This is a genomic window from Komarekiella delphini-convector SJRDD-AB1, assembly GCF_014831675.1.
Lineage (GTDB): Bacteria > Cyanobacteriota > Cyanobacteriia > Cyanobacteriales > Nostocaceae > Komarekiella.
Genome location: NZ_VJXY01000014.1, coordinates 112,002 through 134,074, shown reverse-complemented (window position 1 = coordinate 134,074; position 22,073 = coordinate 112,002). Strand labels below are relative to the sequence as shown.

Below are 22,073 nucleotides of genomic sequence, written 5' to 3'. Positions count from 1 at the left end.
CCTCTCCAGCTTCCTCAGCCTATCACCATGCAAAGTTTCCTTGGCAGACTACTAGTGTTCCCTAATCATAGTTGCAAATAGAGCGATCGCTCTCCTCTAATGCTGTGTTAGTTCTCAAATAGTCTTGCACTAGAGCACAACCATAAGCTAGTGCATCTAGATGGAGAATTCGCTGCAAGTTCCACACAATAAGCTGGTTGTCATCACCCCCTGAGACTAGCAAAGTACCGTCGCGGCTGATGACAATATCCCTAATCGCTGCGGTATGTCCTTTGAGGGTTGTTAGTTCCGTACCATCAACTTTCCAAAGCTTGATTGTGGTATCGACACTGCCAGAAGCAACTATTTGTCCATCGGGACTAAATGCAACTCCCCAAATTGCGGCTGTGTGACCTTTGAGAGTTTTCAGTAATTTGCCATCAAGCGTCCACAGCTTAACGGTATTGTCGCCACTTCCAGAAACAATCATTTTACTGTCTTGGCTAAAGGCAGCTCTCCATACTGCCGCAGAGTGTCCTACAAGAGTTGTGAGCAACTTGCCATCAAGCGTCCACAGCTTAACAGTATTGTCGCCACTGGCTGAGGCCACGAGCTGACTATCTGGACTAAATGCGACATGCCAAACTTCCGCCTGATGTCCTTTGAGAAGCTTCGGTGCTAACTGAACACGCCGCCATATTTGAACAATCTTATCAACATTTGCCATTGCGATCGCTTGACCGTCTGGGCTTAATACTCCTGCTAAGAGTCTACCGAGAGGATCTTTGTAAGTAGCGACCAAAGTACCGTCTGGCTTCTTGAGTTTTACAATATCATTATTAACGCCCAGAGCAATTAACTTGCCATTGCTACTAAATGAAACCTCGAAGATTGTGCTCCCAGATTCAGTAAAAGTTTTGAGCAATTTACCTTGACGACTCCAAAGTTTAGCGGCGTTTTCGTGGCTTGCGGTGGCGATGGTTGAACTGTCGGAGGAGATAGCGATTGACCAAATCCCGGTTTTATGGGCAATGATACTCTTCTGGAATGGATTCTGTTTCTGCCACAATCTCACAACATTTTCTGCACCCGCCGAAACGATAAAGTTATTATCTTGACTAAAAGTCACTCCCCAAACTGACGCACTATGTCCTCTGAGCGTCCTTAGTTCTGTACCATCAATGTTCCAAAGTTTAATCGTTTTGTCGAGACTGGCGGAGGCAATAGTCTGACCATCGCGACTCCATGCGACTCCCCAAATCCCGGCACTGTGAGCTTTAAGAGTTTTATTCAGGCGGTAGCTGCCATTGCTGTCTCGCTGCCAAAGTTTGATAGTTTTGTCTTCACTCGCTGAAGCAATGGTCTGACCGTCAGGGCTGAAAGCTACTCCTACAACCCAACCTGTATGACCTTGGAGAGGTTGCAGAGGCTTGGCGTTTTGCCAGCCCGTACCGTCTCGTTTCCAGAGTTTTACTGTCCCATCTAAATTACCGGCAGCAACGAATTGACCATCGGGACTAAACGCTACTCCCCAAAATCCTGCTTTGTAACCTTGAAACGTTTTCAGTAAAGTTCCATCTAGCTTCCAGAGTTTCACCGTTCTATCAAAACTAGCAGCGGCAACAAACTGACCATCGGGACTAAACGCTACTCCCCAAATCGAAGCTGTGTGACCTTGAAACGTGTTGAGCAAAGTACCGTCTCGCTTCCAGATTTTAACAGTACCATCTTCACTAGCCGAGACAAGTCTTTGATTGTCAGAGCTAAAATCTACTGCTCTAACTGTTGCCTGATGACCTTTGAGAGTTGTAACTTCTGTACCGTCACGCCGCCAAAGTTTGATTGTTTTATCTATACTTGCAGAGGCAATCAGAGAACTATCAGGACTGACATCTACTGCTAGAACTGCTGCTGTATGACCAGAAAAACGGTTATATTCATCTACTCCATAAACTGCTTGCCGTAATACATTGTTTACCTGACGCTGAATATTTTTATTTGGTTTATCTAGTTTTTGCAGTTTATGTTTGGCTTTAATTGCTTCTATGAGCGCATCTAAATTAAGATTTGAGGCAAACAGCCCCTTAGAAGAAGATACAAGCGCTCGAATTTCGCTGTTCCTAGCTTGACTTTCGCTTTTCTTGGCTTGGCGATACAAAATGAAACTTCCTACCCCTAAACTGCTAGAAACGAGTAACCCAATACCCACTGCAACTAGCAAAAATCTTTGTAATAAAGCCGTTCTTTTTTCTTGGGCTAGTCGTGCTTCTACCTCTTTTGCCCTTGCTGCTTCTAATGCCGTTTGTACTGCTAGCTGTTCAAATTCTTGACTTGCAGCCAAAAATTGATAGTCCAAATCGCTCAAACTTTTCAAAAGCGCCCAATTTTGAGTGTCTTTTAGAGCCTTTCCTCGCAACAGACGCGATTCATCTTTAAAGCCTGATGCTACCCAAGCATTGAAAGTTTGCGAGTAAGGGCGGAGATTATCTAACTGCCTGATCACCCATTCGGTATTGAAAACATCCCGATAGATGGGATTTTTAATTTTGAGATAGCCGTTGTGTTTCTCGACTAAACCAGATAATAACAGTTCTGTCTGTTCTCGACTGTCATCGGTTGGTACAGGATTCTCTGTCTGTTCTTCATTACCTGCTACCTCAGCTTGCAATACTCGTTGGTAAAGTCCTAGTAATCTTCCTGCTCGTTGTTCATTGAAAAGTAAACGATCTCTGATGGTGCGGAGGTGTTCTGGTTCATCTTTGGCTTCCCAATATTGGATAATATGCGATCGCACAAATTGCTCTACCCATAATGCTTCGGTTCCTGGAGGTAGGAAAATTGTTCTATTTGATGTTTCTAAGGCAGTCTGAACAATTAGCTGACAAAGCTTTTGGGTCAGAAACGGTTGTCCTTGTGTCCAGTAGATAATCTCTTGCAGCACGGTTTGAGGTTGGCTTACTGCTCCCTCTAACCCTTTTAGCAATGGTGTAGCTTCATGTAATTGAAAGCCGTATAACTCAATCGCTGTCCCAATGTTAAAGGGTGTCCGGCGTTTGTCGGTAATTAGGTCAGATGGACTGGCTACCCCAAACAAGGCAAATCCTAAACGTTGAAAATTGGGATCGTATGCCTGCTGATTGTAGCAATGACGAATCCAGGCAAAAAAGTCATTGACAGGAAAACTCAAACTCTGCAAGCTATCAATCTCATCAATAAAGATGAAAATGCGTTCGCCTTGACCTAACTGATAACCGTTTTGAACATTTGGCAACAATATTTCTTCTACGAACTGGTGTAGTTGTTGCACTGGAGATATGCCTACTTGCATATCCCACCAATGCTTAAAGTTGATGTGTTTTGCCAGATTTAAGCTGTGGTACAGGCTGATAATGATGCCTTTATACCATTGTTCAGGTGTGGTATCTTCACTTCCCAATCTGGTTACATCCAAGTAAGCACATTCATAGCCTTCTTGCTTAAGACGATGACTTGTGCGCTGTAGTAAGGATGATTTGCCCATCTGGCGAGAGTTTAAGACATAACAGAAATCACCAACTTTTAGGCTGGTATAAAGTTTTTCGTCTGCCTGACGGACAACGTATGTGGGATCATCACTGTGGAGACTGCCGCCAACTTGGTATCTCATTTTTGATTTTGGGTTGGGAAAATCCTAATCTGCACGGGAGCAACGCGAAAAAGTCAGATGAGGCAGGAGGTGTAAAATTATAAAAAGGCGTCGGGAAAACCCATTCTTTCTCGGTAGGTGATGAAAGACGCGCCAACGCCGTTGACAGTTGACGGTTAACAGTTAACAGTCTTTCGTGTTATCCCATCACCTTTTAGGGGTGGCATGAGCTTAAGTAGCTTTTTCCAACTTCTTACTTCAAACTTCTAAACTAAACCATGAGCTACAGAGAGCAATTTATCTGGCAGCGTCAAGTCAAAGTTGCCATTAACTGCTATCGACTTACCGAAAAATTCCCCAAGTGTGAACTTTACGGATTAACTAGTCAGATTAGACGCTTGCTGGATGATTCTTTAACGGCAAAGATGATAAGTAGCTAGGCGTAAATAAATTAAAGTTTGTAGTGAGTTAGCGCGGTCTTCTCTACGAGACGCTACGCGTTCACGTAGTGTCTCGTAGAGAAGGGGGTTTCCCCCATGAGCGACTAACGAACCCGGAGGGTAAGGACTTTAGTCCTGGTAATCCTTGTAGTGAGCGATTCATCGCTCACTACGAACTAAGATTTTTTATGTTAATTATACTTACCTACTTATCAGCTAATTATTTGGGTAATTAGACAGCTTGACAATCCCTATCATTAAAAACTGTAGACAGCTGTTTTTCAAAGTAAGCGCGATAAAGTTCGCAACGCGGTTTAATGCGATCGCCTTCAAAGCTGATCAATCCTATGCCGTCGAGTTTGTAAGCATCAATTGGATCAAGATAAATACTTTGCCTTGCCTCTACAAGTCCAGCATATATCTTTGCCAGATTGGGTTTTGTTTGCAGGAGTACCCAGTGTCGCCATAAATGATAGCGGAAGATGCCGCCGTTGGCGATCGCTTCGTTTATCAGGTGTTCTAAGGTCATGCCTTGACAGCACAGATGATACAGAGCAATCTGAATCAATGCTGGATGTCCCCCCACGAGTGACATCAGCTGAGTCGCCTCGCTCCCAGAAGTCCAGTCTAATCCGTGCCGACTTGCTAAGTCTTCTACCTGTTGCTGAGTCAATTCTGGGAGGCGGATTGGTAGTCCGACATTAAATGGAGAGCGGTTAATATCCAACGATACATATACTTCTGTGGAGTAAACCACCACTAGTCTCAGCTTTTGCCAGTTGGAATTATGCCGTGCTTCTTCATACCACGAGCGCAACAAAGCAAAGAATTCGTGAGCAATGTGAGGGTGTTCAAAAAAGCGGTCAACTTCATTTAAAACTAGAACCACTGGGCTTTGACTTTGCTTGAGCAAATAGCTCTGGAAGTAAAGGCTACAACTCAACTTACAGCCAATTTCTTCATCCCATCGATCATTTAAGTTGGGATCAATGCCTAATTCCATCGCAATTCGCCAGCAAAGACAACGCAACAGCCTATTTAAGTCAGTTAGACAGTTTGCATCGATTTGGCTGCAATTTAAATTTACCGTGCGATATCCTTGCGTTTCTGCAAAGGCTAACAGCCGCAACACAAGAGAACTTTTACCCATTCCTCTTGGAGCTCGAATCCGAATCACACAGCCTGGTTGAATCACTTCCCGATAGACTAGTTCCTCAATCGCGGGGCGTTCAACATAGAATGGAGAATCTAAAGATACAGGGCCATCTGGGTATGACCAAAGGTGTTCATGTTGGTCATGGTGTTCGTTAATAAATGATTTTACGGGTAAATACTGAACCGGATCGCTGTCTCTTGTGTCTATACTCGGTGAGAAATCTTTAGATATTTCAGTCTTGTTTGATTCATTCATGATTGCGTAGTCTTCTCTACGCAATTCCAAGTTAAAGGTCTCATAGCACAGTCTCAGTGTTTTTTGATCCACACTCCGATTCAATGACCACAATCGACTGAGTGTTTTGGTAGAAACATTCATGCGATCACCGAGCTGTTCTAGAGTAAAATGCTCGCCGTTGTTCTCTGCTATCTCCATAGCTAAAATCGCCGCTTGTAAGCGCTTCAGCCCAACAGGAGTCAGCACAAATCCCCGCCTTCGCGTGCTTTTAGGTGGTTTCATTTCGCTAGTTGTTACTCTGCTATTTATTAACTTTTTTAACTGCTTTCTAATTTTTCCATATTTTGAATCAGTTATTCAACTGTTATTTAACTGCTTGTAAGCTGTTGCTTGGTTTTAAAGTAAGTGGGCATAATTAAACAAAAGATACTTTGTGACATATTGTTAGCAATTTAGCACTTAAACGCCAAATACTGAGTTTTATTTATTTATACCTACTAAATAAATCATCTAACAAACCTAGTTAGTATATTAGTAGACTATTGTTTAACATTATTTAACTAAGCACTTATACCAAGTTGTCAAAGATAGTATATTGTCATACTGTTTGCCTTGGTTCCCGCAGGGTACAAAACGCAGTGTATTGTACGCTTACAAGGAAGTATCTGGTGAGATTCTTTCCTGCGGAAAGCGAGCTAAGCGCAGCGTTCCGCAGGTTACTCTAGATTTAGAATGACAATTAATGACAACTTGGTATTGTAGTAATTATCTGTTAATTAGAATACTAAAGCATACACTTAATCTCAAGTACCCTGCCTTTGCTAAAGCTACCGTACACAGTAAGCTGCCTACGGAGGATACAAACCAAGCTTATGATAATAAATAATGAGTAAAAACTCACCTGACTACGCAAACAACTATAAATTACCTTTGACTCTCTCCAGAAGCGCGAATCAATTCGGCTACAAAAGCAGCGATCGCAGATACTAAAATCAGCATGACGCTAAGAGCGTTAATATCAGGCTTGACTCCTGTTCTGATCCGACTAAAGATTTCCATTGGCAAAGTGCTAGAACCGCTACCAGCAGTAAAACTGGCGATCAAAAAGTCATCTAAACTGAGGACAAAGGCTAACAGACAGCCAGCTACAATACCGGGCATTAATTGCGGTAGCAATACTTTGATGAAGGCTTGCGTTGGTGTTGCTCCTAAATCAAGTGCTGCTTCTTCTAAGTGGGGATCTAAATTGGTAAGTCGTGAAGAAACCACAAGTCCGACGTAGGCCAGACAAAACACTACATGAGCCGCCACTACTGTCCATATACTCAAAGGAATGGCAAATGCGGCTAAAACAACGAGAGTCGCCACTGCGATCGCAATATCGGGAATAATCAACGGTAGGTAAGCAGTACCGCGATACAATTTTTTAAAAGGAAATTGGTAGCGTGCCAACCCTACAGCCATTGAAGTTCCCAGTACGACTGAAATTCCCACTGCACAACCAGCAACTATCAAACTGTTTTTCAAAGCTGATAAGATGCGATCGTCACTAAACAACTTGCCATACCACTCTAGGGTGAATCCTTGCCAATTTGCACTGTAGGGTGACTGGTTAAAGCTATAAAAGGCCAGCACTAATATAGGCAAATACATGAACACAAACATCAGCAGAGAGAAAACCGCTTGCCATGCAACACGCGGTTTTTTTAGTGATGAAGAGATATTCATGTTTATATGTGTTTATTACGGTAGTCAAAAATATCATACTTAATCTCATAAGTCAATACCCTGACTTCTTCTCCTCGTAGTTAACTACTGGGGAATTGTGGTGAGAGCTAGAAAGAAGTTGACTCTGATAATTTTCTAATTACGTTTGAATTTCCTTATCAAAAGGCGTCGGGAAAACCCATTTCTTCTAGAGATGGGATGAAAGACGCACCGACGCCGTTGACGGTTGACGGTTAACAGTCAACAGTCTTTCGTGTTATCCCATCCCCTTTTAGGGGTGGGATGAGCTTAAAAAAGTTTGATAGTTGCCGTTAAAAACTTAGGGAGAACGCAAAAGATAAAATATCAAGAGAATTTCAGCTTTTTCCCGGATAATTGGCTATTTATCAATCAGAAAAGCCTACAATAATAGAACCTTTTGACATCCATAGATTTTCCTTAAATGTACGGGAAACCGCCCTTCATGTGTCTACATATATTGACATTTCATTGGCATTTTAAAATTGGATAATTAATGTCTGATAGCACAGCTATTTTGCTAAATCATAGTTACTAGCCTACATTCTAGCCATTGGAAGAAATTATTTTTACATAAAATATCTGCCATAAAAAATACCATCAAAGTAGCAACTTTTAATAGAGAAAAAACATATTTTACCTCTTCGGAGAGGGTGATTTCCCTACTTAGATAGACGAAATATTCAAAAGTAACGGTATAAGATACGAGGAAGATTCTTATAAGATTGGTGTTTTAAGTTAAGTATTTAGTCCAGAGTTAATAGATTGTAAGCACCAATTAAACAACAAAGAAACACTTCTAATTCAATTCTTACTCTTTAGGAGATTTGTGATGAGAATTGCTCAAATTGCCCCATTATGGGAAAGAGTACCACCTCCCGCCTATGGTGGCATAGAGTTAGTGGTAGGGTTACTGACTGATGAATTAGTTAGACGAGGACACGAAGTCACCCTATTTGCATCAGGAGATTCTATCAGTCTGGCGAAAATCTTGTCAGTTCATCCCCGTGCCTTAAGACTCGATTCCACTATCAAAGATTACAGTATCTATGAGATGCTGCAACTAGCTTCAGTGTATGAACGGGCGGAAGAATTTGACATTATTCATTCCCATACGGGGCATGGCCCACTAGCCTGTGCGAAGCTCGTTACAACTCCTACAGTTCATACATTGCATGGCATTTTTACCCCTGATAACGAAAAAATATTTAGTTATGGTAAAAACCAACCTTTCGTTAGTATTTCCAATGCACAGCGGGAACCAAGGTTAGGGCTGAACTATTTAACGACAGTCTACAACGGGATTGATGTCAGCAGTTATAAGTTTTACGCTCAATCAGAAGATCCTCCCTATCTAGCGTTTTTGGGTCGGATATCACCAGAGAAGGGAACGCACTTAGCTATAGAAATTGCCAAAAAAGCTGGTTGGCATTTAAAAATGGCTGGTAAAGTTGATGCTGTTGATGTGGAATACTTTGAGAAGGAAATCAAACCACAGATTGACGGTCAACAAATTGAATATCTGGGTGAAGCTAACCATGAGCAAAAAAATGCCCTCATGGGAGGTGCAGTAGCAACTTTATTCCCTATTACTTGGCGAGAACCGTTTGGGTTAGTGATGGTTGAATCAATGGCTTCGGGTACTCCAGTCATTGCTATGAAACTGGGTTCTACAGAAGAGGTAATTTCTCACGGTCAGACAGGCTTTCTGTGCAATAACATTCAAGAGTGCATCAGTGCTATTGATCAAGTAACAGAATTAGATCGCTATACTTGTCGCAAGTATGTTGAAAACCGCTTTAGTATTCAGCATATGACTGATGGCTATGAAGCAGTTTATCAACAAATCCTAGCAGAGAAATTTGCTAAAAATGGGCATTTTCGCAGCTTGGTTGGTTTAGCTAATAGTCCTACCTAGTCGGTCTAAACTTTTTTCAAGTTCGCTCTAATCGTCTCTATGCGTTGACGATTGACACCCAAATCACTCTGACCTAACCGTGAGGCTGAGCGAACGTGAATCACATTAGCTTTCCGGTCTAGATAGAACTCGACATCATCTACAAATCCCATCAAAGCACTCTTGAATTCTGCATACAAATAATCCTGACTTTCAGTAATTATCTTAGTTCTGGGTAAGGATTGAATGATACCTTTAAGGGTGGCGATCGCTCCCTCTGGGTTAGATGTGATCAACGGTGCAATTTGATGGGTTGCGTCTGAACTCTGACTAGAAACACAGTTAGGGGAGTTGGGACAGGGTGCTAATTTACCATTGCTAACACCTAAATTATTTGGTCGTTTGCCTGCAAAAACCATAATTGTATCTTTTAAGTAAGAATTTAACAAATACACTGTCACATATTTAAATACTTATTAATTACTAATTCGTAATTTGTAACTTTCGAGTTTAAGTCCTCCACTAAATTGTCAAATTGGTGTTCTTGGATTAGCTGGGAATTTAGGCTCCAACTCATTCAATTACGAATTACTTTAACTCCATCTACAAAGCAGTTATGCCCACTACCAGAGCAAAGAAAACTTAAGTTACTTTACGTTTATCGGCTATGCACTCGCCATTGTAATCCTTCCTGATAGACGTAAGAAACGCTTTAAGTATCACGGCTCAACTTGTTCAATATGTTGGATTGCAACTGCTAAGGCATCGAGCATCACCTCATAGCTGGCATCAGTGGATCTTTCTAGCGTCATTAATCCAGCTTGTTCGATCGCGATAAATCCAGTAATTGCTGCGTTAACTATTCGCATTGCATCAATTAATTTTGTTTCACTGAGATTGTAGGATTGCAGCACACGCTTAAGGAAGCTGAAGACTTCTTGAATCAGCGGTGCTGTTTCTGGGTCGTTGAAGTTGAGTTGAAATTGGGTCATGGCTCGATAGCGTTCTGGATGCGATCGGGCAAAGTCTCGTGTTGCGCGTCCACCTGCCCGCAGCAACGCTTGAGGCTCGTCTAAACCATCAGTTCGCTGCTGACACCATTCAATATATTGCTGCCAGATGGTGAGTGCAACTGCCCGTCGTAGGGCTGTATTGCCATCCAAATGCTTGTAGATTGCTGGAGGCTTGATGCCTAATTCTCGTGCAACCCGATTCACGCCCAAAGCAACTTCCCCCTCTTTGTCGAGGCAAGCGATTGCAGCTGCAATCACATCTTGCTGCGTCAATGACTTTTCTTTAACTGGCCGACCCATTAGAAATTTAGTTAATTGTATTAACTAAAAGTGAATATAATTAACTTTATCAAAAACTACCCGTTTGTCGCCTATGAGTAGTCTGACATTTGCCTCTGCCTATCAGCTGGCGCGGATGATTCGCGATCGCGAAGTCTCTGCCGTTGAAGTTACCGACGCTTATCTAACTCAAATCGCCAAATACAACTCGAAGCTGAATGCCATTTGCATACTGGATGAAGACAATGCCCGTACCAGAGCAAAGCTTGCTGATGAAGCTTTAGCCAGAGGAGAAAACTGGGGTGCTTTGCATGGCGTCCCCATCACGATTAAAGACATTTTTGAAACAGCGGGACTACGCACTACAGCAGGCTACATTCCTCTCAAAGAGTATATTCCTCAACAAGATGCAACCGTCGTTGCTAGGCTACGGGCGGCAGGAGCTGTCATTCTGGGAAAAACAAACATGGCAGAACTGGCAGGCGATTATCAGAGTACGAATTCCCTTTTTCCACGGGTGAATAATCCTTGGAATCTCGACTACACACCTGGCGGTAGTTCTGGAGGCAGTGCCGCAGCCGTCGCCGCAGGGCTTTCACCGTTGGATTTAGGCAACGACTTCGGGGGTTCAGTGCGTCAGCCTGCTCACTTTTGTGGAGTGTATGGTTTAAAGCCTACAGATCGCCGCATTTCTACAGCTGGACAAATTCCGGAAGTGCCTGGGATGCCAGTATGTATTCGGCAAATGATGACAGTAGGCTGTTTTGCGCGATCGCTCGAAGACATCCAACTCTGCTTTTCGTTAATTGCAGGTGCTGATATTCGCCGTCCTGATGTGCCGCCAATTGACTTCGATACACCCTCTGGTAAGTCTTTGCAAGCTCTCAAAATTGCTTGGATTGATGAATGGGCGGAGGTTCCGGTTGCGTCCGAAATTCGAGTTGCAATGGCTGCGATCGCGCAAAGCCTTTCTCAAGCAGGTGCTCAAATCGAGCGTTGGTTAACTAAAGACTTTGATTTTTCCAAAATATTTAACCTCTATGGGCGGATGGCAGCATACCTCAACGTCTATGCTGAACCGCAGGATCGATATAATATGCGCCGCAGCTTGGAGCTGCTTTTCCGTACTGCAACCCAAGGCGACAAGAAACTCCGAAAAATGGGAAATTTTACCAGTTTCTTACCTGAGCTATTAAATCCAAGCCTTAAAGGATATTTCGAGGCACTTACAGAGCGCGATCGCTTCACTGCCTACATAGATGAGGCATTAGAACCTTGGGATGTGTGGCTCTGGCCAGTTGCTGCAACCCCTGCTTTTACCCATCGTCCTGCTTGGAGTGCTGTTGACATTGATGGCAGACGCTATCCCCATGCAGTGGCAAACGGGGCTTACACCATGCCCTTTAATCTGAGTGGACATCCTGCCGTGGTGATTCCGATTGGGCAGACTCAGAATGGTCTACCGATGGGAATGCAAATTGTTGGTAAGCGGTGGCGCGAGATGGAATTGTTCGCGATTGCTCAAGAGATCAACAAAGTGGTTGGTAACTTTCAATACCCACCTGGCTATTGAGCAGTTTATGTCGCCTGTCAATTCGCTATGAGTCTACTATTCCTATTTGCTTTGACAAATCTCAATGCGAGAGAACAAAGCAACACACAATTGCCACCAAGAAGCTGTGGCGATCGCACTTGCTTGATTACTGGTAAAATTTTCAGAATGCGAGAACTTTATCCAGCGATCAAACCTTATTTAGAAGGTAGTTTACAGGTTTCCGACCTTCATACTATCCATTTTGAAGAGTCTGGCAACCCGTTAGGCCAGCCAATCGTTTTACTGCATGGTGGCCCTGGTGGTGGATGTCCACCCTTTTATCGACAATATTTTCACCCAGAAAAATGGCGGTTGGTCATGTTTGACCAACGCGGTTGTGGTCAAAGTACACCCCATGCTGAATTACAAGAAAATACCACTTGGAATTTAGTAAATGATATTGAAAAACTGCGCGAACATTTATGTATAGAAAAGTGGGTAGTCTTCGGTGGTAGTTGGGGCAGCACTTTATCATTAGCCTATAGTCAAACTCATGCCTCTCGATGCGCGGGATTAATTCTGCGTGGCATCTTTATGTTGAGACAAAAAGAATTGCGATGGTTCTACCAAGAAGGTGCTAGCTATATTTTTCCTGAAGCTTGGGAAGAATATTTAAAACCAATTCCCATTTCTGAACGGGATGATTTGATTACTGCATACTATAAACGCTTAACCAGTCCTGATTTAGAAATTCAATTGGCAGCAGCGCGTGCTTGGTCAATTTGGGAAGCGAGTACAAGTAGACTTTTCTTAGATCCAGATCTGATGCAAAAGTTTGGTGAGAGTGAATTTGCTTCAGCTTTCGCTCGTATTGAGTGCCATTACTTTGTTAATAAAGGATTTTTTGAAACAGAAAATCAATTACTTTCAAATATTGACTGCATTCGCCATATTCCTGCTGTAATTGTTCAAGGACGTTACGATATAGTTTGTCCAATGATATCCGCTTGGGAGTTACATCGCGCTTGGCCGGAGGCAGAATTTATTGTAGTTCCTGATGCCGGACATTCGATGAGTGAACCAGGAATTACCAGCGCTTTAATTGAAGCAACTGATAAATTCTAAATTCTTAACTCCTATCTCCCGTCTCCTGTCTCCCATTTCCTAACCGCTAACTCCATCTCCCGCTAATTCATAACTCCTGTCTCCCGTCTTCTGTCTCCCGTCTCCTGTCTCCCATCTCCTGACTTCTGCTGACTGCTAACTTCTAAAGGTAGGAAAATAGTCAACACTTCGCCATAATGTGGACGCTGACGTACAATCAGTTTTCCACCGATCGCCTGAAACAGATGCTTAGTGGCAGCAATATTTAAACTAATCGTACCTGTTTCCGGCTGGAACATCAGCAGTTGACCAAGAGCTTTACGAATTGGCGGCGGTGCAGGTGTAGCTGGTTTACTTGTGTCTTTGCATTGAAGAGGCGATAGTTGTAACTTTAGTTGATCCCCAGCTGGAATAACCTGAACTTGAATATGGCTACCAGATGGTAAGCTGCGGGTAAAATTCTCCATTAAACCAGTGAGTACCTGATCTAGCATAGTGGGATTGCTCACCACCGTTGGTAATTGCTGAGGTAAAACAACATCCAAAGTCAAGTTTCGCCGATGCGCTGCTTGTTGCCAACGGGGAATGCTCTGCTGCAAAACTTGATCCAAAGACATCGGTGTGAGTTGAGTTCTTGAAGATTTTGTTGAGGCAGAAGTTTCTAGTTCTGCGGCTTTAAACAGCAACTCCATCCGGTCAATTTGCTCAGTACACTCATGATCAATTATCTCTAGGCGACTGAGCACGTTTGCAGGTAAGTCCCGCCGCTTCAGCAGTAAGCGAGTCATGGTGCGAATCGTTGTCAAGGGTGTACGGACTTCGTGAGCAAAGGCTTGGAGTAATTCGACATCGGGACGGGAAGAGGAGGGGGGGAGAGGGGGAGGGGAGGAGAGGGGGAGATTTCCGGTGTCGGTTTCTGGTTCTGGTAATTGTTGAAGTAGTAATTGGCTAAACTGGATTACAGTACGGTAATCTGGTGCAACTGGGGAATACTTTTGTACTAATGCATCCAAATCGACGAAAAATTCTGGATTAGTCAGCATTACCCGTGCTCCTAGCGATCGCCACGCCTGCTGTACTACTTCTGGCTCAAAGGAAAATGAAAACGTTTTTTTGCCGTTTTTGTGTTCTGCTAAAACCAGCACTAATCTAAATTTTTCTGTGAAAACCAGGCAAAATTGCTCAGACGCCAGTGGATCGGCAGGTAATAAACCGAGCACTGATTCTTGAGGAGTAATTTCATCTACAGTTGCAATCGCAACTGGCATTTGAAATGGCATTAATGCCAATGGGTTAAATGGTTTTGCTGTAAAAGTTACTGTCTGCAAGCTTTGCGTCAATTTTGGCTGACTAAACAGAGGTGCTGGTGCAGTTAAAACTAATCCTTGGGTAGCGTCAGGTGAAACAGTTGCTAAAGTATTTAATAGCAGATGTTCTGTCGCTGCTAAGCTGACACGCCATTGCCGCTCTGCTTTAGCAGGTGAACATTCAACCACACTTGATTGACTTTCGGCTAAAACTTCACTCAGACTCGGCAAGATCCATTCGTACACAGATTTTCACCCCTTAACTCAACAGCAACTAACAGCATATAGGGTAGGCATTTCACTACTAATTACGAGGTTATATTCATTTGTGTACTCGTAACAGTCGTAGAACCGAACAATTCGGGCGCAATTTCCCCTGTTATTAATCATTAGTCCAAAGTTCATCGGGTCGCGCCCAGGATTCCCCAACTTACTGTAATGGACGCTCCGGGACTGGGGACTGGGGAACTCGGGGCCCCCTCTGGGGATAAGGGGCGATGGGGACTGGGGACTAGGAAAGAAAATATAATTAAGATTGGGTTGGGGTATGAATCCACAGACTTATCTTCCCAATCCTCAGTCCCATTTTCATTGAAAGCGGTGGCAAAGCTCCTCTGTTTGTAGGCGTTGCTGGAACCCAGCCGTTTGGGTTTAGTTTTTGATGAAAAATGCTAAAATCGCTCCAGCACTAATGCTTTCAGGCATCTTTGATGACTTTCGACGTTCCCCAATCTCTCATTCTCGATACAGCGCTTTCAGTAGCCGGATTAACTGACTATATCCGCTTGCTGTTAGAGCAAGATGAGCAGCTACGGCAAGTTTGGGTTACTGGCGAAGTTTCCAGTGCTAACCACCATCGCAGTGGGTTATTTTTTACGCTGCAAGATACTGATGGAACAGCAGGAATTAAATGTGTGGCATGGAATAGCCAAGTAGCAAAACTCGCGCAAATGCCGATTCCTGGTGAGCAGTTAATTATCTTGGGTAGTATCCGAGTATATCCGCAAAGAGGAGAGTATCAGTTATCAGTTTGGCAGGCTTTACCCGCTGGTGTTGGTTTGCAGGCATTGCGTTATCAACAACTGAAAAATCGCTTGCTGGCTGAGGGGTTGTTTGACGCTCAAAGAAAGCGATCGCTCCCCCCTCATCCCCAAACGATCGCCGTCGTCACTTCACCGACTGCTGCGGCTTGGGGAGATATTCAAAAAACACTTAAGCAAAGGTATCCGGGTTTACACGTTTTATTTTCTCCCGCCACAGTCCAAGGTGATCAAGCACCAGAATCTATAGTTAAAGCAATTGAGCGGGTGGAACGAGATGGACGCGCCGAGGTGCTAATTTTATCGCGAGGAGGTGGCGCGGTTGAAGAATTGGCTTGCTTTAATGATGAGCGGGTGGTGCGATCTGTTGCTAATTGTGCGATTCCCGTAATTACTGGTATTGGTCATCAAAGAGATGAGTCTTTGGTAGATTTAGTTGCAGATGCGTGTGTGCATACACCAACTGCGGCGGCACAAAAAGTTGTACCGGCACTCTCAGAGTTGTATGCTGAGCATCGGCAGAGAGTTGCGGCTTTGCATCAGGCGATGCTTTTCTCTGAGGAAACTGATCTTAATCAACTGCAAGTGTTACGAAACCGTTTGCGACGTTTGCGCTTAGATCGACAAGTGCAACAAGAGACGCAGCAGCTAGCTTGGAAGCGTCAGCAATTAGTGCAAGTAACAATGGGGCGATCGCAGCAAGCAACGCAACATTTAGAAATGTTACGGCAAAAGTTGGCAAGTCTTGACCCGAAAGCAGTGTTACAGCGTGGTTATGCGGTGGTGAGACAGGAAGATGGGGCGATCGCTCGTTCTGCTGCTGAATTGGCTGTAGGGCAAGATTTGTTGATTCAATTGGCACAAGGTGAGGTTAAAGTGAAAGTTACGGAAGTTAATCATTAATGCACCGTCATCGCGCAGCGTCTCGTAGAGAAGGATGCCAAGAGTTGAATGGTTAAACGTAAGAGTGCTTCAAGTTCTGATTCAATGGAGGGTTGGAGTTATGAAGCTAAGGTTGTGGAAATAGAAGCAATCATTGCTCGCATTGAAGCAGGTGAGTTGGAACTAGCAGAGGTGTTTGACCAATTTGCTAGCGCCGTTGAGTATTTACGTCAGTGTGAAACTTTTTTACAGCAACGACAGCAGCAGGTAAATTTGTTGATGGAAACGTTGAACGATGAGTAGAGATATTCTAGTTACTTTTTAACTGTTGAACAAACGCTTCATGCTCAACTGAACTTAATCCTTTCTGCAACACTGCCAATACCTGTTGCATATTTCCCGCAACTAATGCTGAGACATCAAGCCACAATCCTGGTAAAACTTGACTTTGAATGATGCCTGATGCATTTGGTACTAGTGCTACATATTCACCATCCTGCAAGCTGAACCAACTCACAGTGCTTTCAAAAACTTGCCAAACAATATACTCTTGGATGCCATTGCGACGATAGGCACGTTTTTTATCATATAAATCTTTGGTTGCACTACTGGCAGCAACTTCTGCTACTAGTTCTGGCGCACCTTCTACATAACCATCAGTACCTAAATTAGATGAACCACCACAGGCTGCATCGATTAACAAAATGGCATCTGGTTGGGGTTCATTATCTAAATCTAGCCGTACAGTTGGATTATCACCTAGCCTAACACCGGGCGTAGCTACTTTATAATTTCCCAGCCAAATCATCAAATCACCATGCGGTTCGGCGTGGGGTTCAAAGCGCAAGGGAGATGCCACGTAAACGACTCCTTCAATTAATTCGGCTTTCTTGAGATTAGGCATAGCGGTGTAGCGGCGCTCAAATTCAAAGCGTGTGAGACGATCGCCACTCTCAAGAGGCGGAATGTAAACAGGGGAATTGATTGGAGTCGGATGTTGTGGAGACGTGTTAACCACGATCGCAGCTGGTAGAGATGAGTAAGTTAATTTTACCGCAGTGCATTGATGTTCAATGAGGGTATTCGGCAATAGACAAGATACGGCGATGTTTCTATTTGCATCATCAGTTTTAACGACATAGCGAAAATAATATCCATTTTGGGGTCGAGGCGATCGCTAAAACTAAATTAAGCTGCTAAAATTTGGATTTCTTCAAGTTGATTAATTACCACATCTGCACCTTGGACATTCTCTGACTTACCCACCCAAGTGATACCAATACAACCTGCGGCTTTGGCATTACGCGCCATTTGCATGTCCCCAACAGAGTCTCCTACCATCAGCGTAGCGCCCGGCTCAACTCCTAAAGCTTGACAAGCTTGTAAAAATAGTATGGGATCTGGTTTACTCGGCCCCTCATCTACTCCCATTTCCAGCTGGATGTAATCGCTTAACTGGTGATCTGCAACAAACTTACGCACTTCCTGAGTTGTCGCTGCTGAGAGGATACCAAGTTTCAATCCTCTCTCTCGTAGATATTTCAACACCTCCAAGCTACCTACAAACAGAGGTGAAGGAGTTCTTCCAATGTATTTTTCAGCTTCATCCAAAGCTTGACGAGCTATTGTTAAGGACTCAAACCATCCCCTACCAGTTTCAGCAATATATGCCGCAGCTGCAACTTCTGTTTCACGACGACTTGCTACCGAGATTAAACCCGCTGGATCTAGATTATTACCATTAATACCGAATGCCATTAATAAAGGTTCGCCGATTCCAGGAATTTGAGCATCTATTAACCGTGCTGCTTTTTGTGCAAGCGATCGCAAATACGTTTCTGAATCTTCTAGAGTACCGTTTTTGTCAAACAAAATTGCTTGGATATTTGGAAACGTGATCTTTCCACATTTAATAGTTAGCAAAAAATTCTACCTCGCTGATTAATTTATAAGGTTTTATTCTTAACTTTTAGCAATTTTATATCATAAAAAAAGAGGGTAAATCCCTCTTTTTACTATGCTTTGATACTTTTAATTACAGACAAGTAAAACTATAAATGTATTACTCTTCAATAGCTACCGGAATTTCTTCTTCAGTTTCGGTTGCGGCTGGAACTTCTTCACTAGCTACTGCTGAAATATTTTCTTCAGTTTCGGTTGCGGCTGGAATTTCTTCACTAGCTACTGCTGAAATATTTTCTTCAGTTGAAATATTTTCTTCAGTTTCGGTTGCAGCTGGAATATCTTCTTCAATTTCTTCCATTGCAGATGGAATATCTTCTTCAGCTATAGCATCAGCTTCCGCAGCCGCAGCAGTTGTAGCTGTAATACCTTGCTGTTTAGCTAGTAGCTGTTCTCGATACTTAGCAGCCATTTCTTCGGCTTTATCATAAACCAAATCGCGGTTTTTAATCATGTCACCGGGTTCTGGTTCTAACTGCTTGGTAGAAAGAGAAATTCGCCCTCTTTCTGCATCCAAGTCAATGATCATCACTTTCACTTCATCATTAACATTGAATACGCTGTGAGGTGTATCAATATGTTCGTGAGAAATCTCAGAGATGTGCAGTAGACCACTGACACCGCCAATATCGATAAACGCACCGTATGGTTTGATGCCACGAACCGTACCAATTACTACTTCGCCGACTTCCAAGCGGTTCATCTTCCGCTCAACTAGCGCCCGACGATGAGATAGAACTAGGCGGTTACGTTCTTCATCTACTTCTAAGAATTTTAATGGTAGTTCTTCACCTACCAATTCTTCTTTAGGTTTGCGAGTGCTGATGTGAGAACCGGGGATAAAGCCACGTAAACCCTCAATTCTGACCAATGCTCCCCCGCGATTGGTAGCAAACACACCAGAACGGACAGTCGCATCTTCTGCTTGCAACTGCCGCACGCGTTCCCAAGCCCGCATGTATTCTATACGGCGAATGGAAAGGGTTAATTGACCATCTTCGTTTTCATCGGTGAGAATGAAAAATTCTCGTGTTTCGTTCGACTGTAAGACTTCTTCCGGGCTGTCTACCCGGTTAATAGACATTTCCTGTATGGGTATATATGCTGCTGTTTTAGCACCAATGTCAATCAGAGCGCCGCGCGGCTCTATACTGAAAACTGTTCCTGGCACTATATCACCAGGGCTAAAATGATAGTCGTATTTGTCAAGTAGAGCAGCGAAATCTTCGTGAGTAAATCCAATTTCTGTAGCGGTTAAATTCTGATTGACCATGCTGATTTGTTCCCGGTTCTAGTCTCCGTAAAGGTTATGTAACAAGCGCTATGTACTGTGCAAGCGTCTTTATGGTAGTCTACACTCACATCTTTTTCCATCCTAGCGCACAAAGGCTAGTATTAACACATAATAACTCCCAGATAGAAAATTATATCACATATCAAATGATTGCTCATTGGTTAGTGGTTAGTAGTTGGAACTAAACAAAATAACAAAAACAAAAGTATCCGCTGCTACTAAATGTTGTAGCAGCGGATACTTATAGATTCGCTTAAAAATTCGGCAATAGAGACTTATTTATCTTTCTTTTCAAAGCGGGGGGGTTCGCGAAATGCGATCGCAAAAAAGAGAACTCCTATTGCCAAGGTCAAAATCAAAATGTACGCAACGCTTTCCATATTACAAGTTCCTACCTATCCAGCCAGTAATAATATTGTACCAAGCTAGGGGATTAGGTATTAGGTATTGAGTACTGGGTATTGGGTATTAGGGATTGGATATTGGTTATTAAGGATTGGGTATTAGATATTTCTTCATCTGTCCCCCAGTCTCCACTCACCAGTCCCCAGTCCCCAGTCTCCAGTCCCCAGTCCTCAGTCCCCAATAATTAGAGAGCTTCCTTCCGGCGGGTTGACTTATCACCCACTTTCTGGAACAAACCCCACTCAACTTGTTCTTCTAGATCCGCATCAACACCAGCAAATACGTCTCGGTAGATTGTTCGAGCGCCATGCCAGAGATGACCAAAGAAGAATAACAGAGCAAATACGGCATGTCCGAAGGTAAACCAACCTCTTGGACTGGTGCGGAATACACCGTCAGAGTTCAAAGTTTCCCGGTCAAATTCAAAGATTTCACCGCCTTGAGCCTTACGGGCATATTTCTTCACATCAGCAGGCTCAGTAAAGGTCTGACCATTGAGATCACCGCCATAAAAGCTGACGGTGACACCAGATTGTTCAAAGCTGTACTTGGATTCTGCCCGACGGAAAGGAATATCAGCGCGGACAACTCCATCCGCATCAGTCAAGATTACTGGGAAAGTTTCAAAGAAGTTGGGGAGACGACGCACGGTCAATTCCCGTCCTTCCGAATCTTTGAACACTGCGTGTCCTTGCCAAGACTGGGCAATACCATCACCCTTGTCCATAGCACCTGTACGGAATAGACCACCTTTGGCAGGACTATTGCCGACATAATCAAAGAAAGCCAGTTTTTCAGGAATCTGCGACCAAGCCTGGGAAAGAGTTGCACCTTGGGCAACGCTGTTTTGGACGCGGCGCTCTATTTCCTGACGGAAGTAGCTCTGATCCCACTGGTAGCGGGTAGGGCCAAACAGTTCAATGGGAGTGGTAGCGTTGCCGTACCACATGGTTCCTGCCACCACAAAAGCAGCAAAGAAGACTGCGGCAATACTACTAGAAAGTACAGTTTCAATGTTCCCCATCCGCAGAGCTTTGTATAGCCGTTCGGGAGGACGTACTGTGAGGTGGAATAAGCCTGCAATAATACCAACAACACCAGCAGCAATGTGGTGAGCCACAACACCACCAGGGTTGTATGGGTTAAATCCATCTGGGCCCCATTCTGGCGCTACTGCTTGGACGCTGCCAGTGACTCCGTAGGGGTCAGAAACCCACATTCCCGGGCCAAATAGTCCGGTAAGGTGAAAAGCACCAAAACCAAAGCAAAGTAGACCAGATAAGAACAGGTGAATGCCAAACATCTTTGGCAAATCTAGAGCGGGTTCACCAGTACGGGGATCTCTAAAGAGTTCCAAATCCCAGTAAACCCAGTGCCATACGGCAGCTAGGAATAATAGACCTGAAAGAACAATGTGAGCTGCGGCGACGCCTTCAAATGACCAGAAACCTGGGTCGGTTGCTGGGCCACCAGTAACGTTCCAACCACCCCATGATTGGGTAACGCCTAAACGTGCCATGAAGGGCAGCACGAACATTCCTTGTCGCCACATTGGGTTGAGAACAGGATCGCTGGGGTCAAAAACGGCCAGTTCGTACAGTGCCATTGAACCAGCCCAGCCTGCCACCAACGCTGTGTGCATCAAGTGTACAGAAATCAGTCGCCCCGGATCGTTCAGAACTACTGTATGTACTCGGTACCAGGGTAGTCCCATCGACTACGCTCCTCCTCGATGAGTTAGTTTACAAAGCAATTTTCTTACTGAGGCTATAAGTAACGAAAGCCGTCACTCATAAAACTCTCTCTTGTTTTTTGTTATTGCCACCAGAGTCTCACCACAACTTAGTCTTAATAATGTTAGACAGTGTGGGTAGTTTGGCAACGCTTTACTCGCTTCGGGAGTTATACCCCGTAGGGTAGCCATCGCCAAGCAAAAATGAGAATGTTTTAAAAAGTGTAACTATTGATGGAACTGTTTGCAAGCGTGTAAATTGATGCGATCGCGTAGCATGTTCCTGATATTTCGCTACCCGTCCCAGTTCAAGATCTTATTTGCGTATGTTTACGAGGATGATTGAGAGGAGTTGGGAGTCATTTGTCAAGAGTCATCGGTCATTTGTCAAGAGTCAGTATTTCTGCTTACCCGTTCGCGTAGCGTCTCCCCCAGGAGGAG

At 43.8% G+C, this 22,073-nt stretch carries 16 protein-coding genes and 1 pseudogene; 6 read left to right on the top strand and 11 right to left on the bottom strand.

Annotated features, from left to right (window positions below; all coding sequences use genetic code 11):
- Positions 1-61: 61 nt before the first annotated feature.
- Positions 62-3,625, bottom strand: coding sequence for an AAA-like domain-containing protein (locus tag FNW02_RS14885; protein WP_191758310.1), 3,564 nt, complete (start codon positions 3,623-3,625; stop codon positions 62-64).
- A gap of 257 nt (positions 3,626-3,882) precedes the next feature.
- On the opposite strand from FNW02_RS14885, the pseudogene FNW02_RS14880 reads away from it, so the two are divergent.
- A pseudogene (locus FNW02_RS14880) lies at positions 3,883-4,002 on the top strand (four helix bundle protein); the annotation flags it as partial.
- A gap of 274 nt (positions 4,003-4,276) precedes the next feature.
- Here FNW02_RS14880 and FNW02_RS14875 read toward each other — a convergent pair.
- Positions 4,277-5,719 (bottom strand): AAA-like domain-containing protein, encoded by a 1,443-nt coding sequence (locus FNW02_RS14875; RefSeq protein WP_191758309.1) that lies wholly within the window; start codon positions 5,717-5,719, stop codon positions 4,277-4,279.
- 642 nt (positions 5,720-6,361) lie between these two features.
- Positions 6,362-7,165, bottom strand: a complete 804-nt coding sequence (locus FNW02_RS14870) for an ABC transporter permease (protein WP_191758308.1) — start codon at positions 7,163-7,165, stop codon at positions 6,362-6,364.
- A gap of 850 nt (positions 7,166-8,015) precedes the next feature.
- On the opposite strand from FNW02_RS14870, the gene FNW02_RS14865 reads away from it, so the two are divergent.
- Entirely contained in the window at positions 8,016-9,101 is a 1,086-nt protein-coding gene (locus tag FNW02_RS14865) for a glycosyltransferase family 4 protein (protein WP_191758307.1), read from the top strand.
- Positions 9,102-9,106: 5 nt separating this feature from the next.
- On the opposite strand, the gene FNW02_RS14860 is transcribed toward FNW02_RS14865, so the two are convergent.
- The gene (locus FNW02_RS14860; protein ID WP_191758306.1) at positions 9,107-9,499 is read right to left on the bottom strand and encodes a DUF1499 domain-containing protein; all 393 of its coding nucleotides are present in this window, start codon (positions 9,497-9,499) and stop codon (positions 9,107-9,109) included.
- 300 nt (positions 9,500-9,799) lie between these two features.
- Positions 9,800-10,393 (bottom strand): TetR/AcrR family transcriptional regulator, encoded by a 594-nt coding sequence (locus FNW02_RS14855; RefSeq protein WP_191758305.1) that lies wholly within the window; start codon positions 10,391-10,393, stop codon positions 9,800-9,802.
- 73 nt (positions 10,394-10,466) lie between these two features.
- Between FNW02_RS14855 and FNW02_RS14850 the strand changes: the two genes are divergently transcribed.
- Positions 10,467-11,945 (top strand): amidase, encoded by a 1,479-nt coding sequence (locus FNW02_RS14850; protein ID WP_191758304.1) that lies wholly within the window; start codon positions 10,467-10,469, stop codon positions 11,943-11,945.
- A 147-nt stretch (positions 11,946-12,092) separates the two neighbouring features.
- Positions 12,093-13,031, top strand: a complete 939-nt coding sequence (gene pip / locus FNW02_RS14845) for a prolyl aminopeptidase (RefSeq protein WP_191758345.1) — start codon at positions 12,093-12,095, stop codon at positions 13,029-13,031.
- A gap of 62 nt (positions 13,032-13,093) precedes the next feature.
- Here pip and FNW02_RS14840 read toward each other — a convergent pair whose 3' ends face one another.
- Positions 13,094-14,563, bottom strand: coding sequence for a histidine kinase dimerization/phospho-acceptor domain-containing protein (locus tag FNW02_RS14840; protein ID WP_191758303.1), 1,470 nt, complete (start codon positions 14,561-14,563; stop codon positions 13,094-13,096).
- A gap of 464 nt (positions 14,564-15,027) precedes the next feature.
- Between FNW02_RS14840 and xseA the strand changes: the two genes are divergently transcribed.
- Both xseA and xseB read left to right on the top strand, forming a co-directional pair.
- The gene (gene xseA, locus FNW02_RS14835; protein ID WP_191758302.1) at positions 15,028-16,260 is read left to right on the top strand and encodes an exodeoxyribonuclease VII large subunit; all 1,233 of its coding nucleotides are present in this window, start codon (positions 15,028-15,030) and stop codon (positions 16,258-16,260) included.
- A 48-nt stretch (positions 16,261-16,308) separates the two neighbouring features.
- Positions 16,309-16,542, top strand: coding sequence for an exodeoxyribonuclease VII small subunit (gene xseB, locus FNW02_RS14830; protein WP_191758301.1), 234 nt, complete (start codon positions 16,309-16,311; stop codon positions 16,540-16,542).
- Positions 16,543-16,549: 7 nt separating this feature from the next.
- Here the strand turns inward: xseB and FNW02_RS14825 are convergent, their stop codons facing one another.
- The 5 genes from FNW02_RS14825 to psbB form a co-directional block, all read right to left on the bottom strand.
- Positions 16,550-17,257 carry a Uma2 family endonuclease gene (locus FNW02_RS14825; RefSeq protein WP_191758344.1) on the bottom strand — a complete coding sequence of 236 codons (708 nt, stop codon included), beginning with the start codon at positions 17,255-17,257 and terminating at the stop codon, positions 16,550-16,552.
- Between the two features lie 170 nt (positions 17,258-17,427).
- Positions 17,428-18,162 (bottom strand): HAD family hydrolase, encoded by a 735-nt coding sequence (locus FNW02_RS14820; RefSeq protein WP_191758300.1) that lies wholly within the window; start codon positions 18,160-18,162, stop codon positions 17,428-17,430.
- A gap of 139 nt (positions 18,163-18,301) precedes the next feature.
- Positions 18,302-19,474 (bottom strand): 30S ribosomal protein S1, encoded by a 1,173-nt coding sequence (locus FNW02_RS14815; RefSeq protein WP_191758299.1) that lies wholly within the window; start codon positions 19,472-19,474, stop codon positions 18,302-18,304.
- 296 nt (positions 19,475-19,770) lie between these two features.
- Positions 19,771-19,875 (bottom strand): photosystem II reaction center protein T, encoded by a 105-nt coding sequence (locus FNW02_RS14810; protein WP_071604841.1) that lies wholly within the window; start codon positions 19,873-19,875, stop codon positions 19,771-19,773.
- A 209-nt stretch (positions 19,876-20,084) separates the two neighbouring features.
- Positions 20,085-21,614, bottom strand: coding sequence for a photosystem II chlorophyll-binding protein CP47 (gene psbB / locus FNW02_RS14805; RefSeq protein WP_191758298.1), 1,530 nt, complete (start codon positions 21,612-21,614; stop codon positions 20,085-20,087).
- Positions 21,615-22,073: the final 459 nt, after the last annotated feature.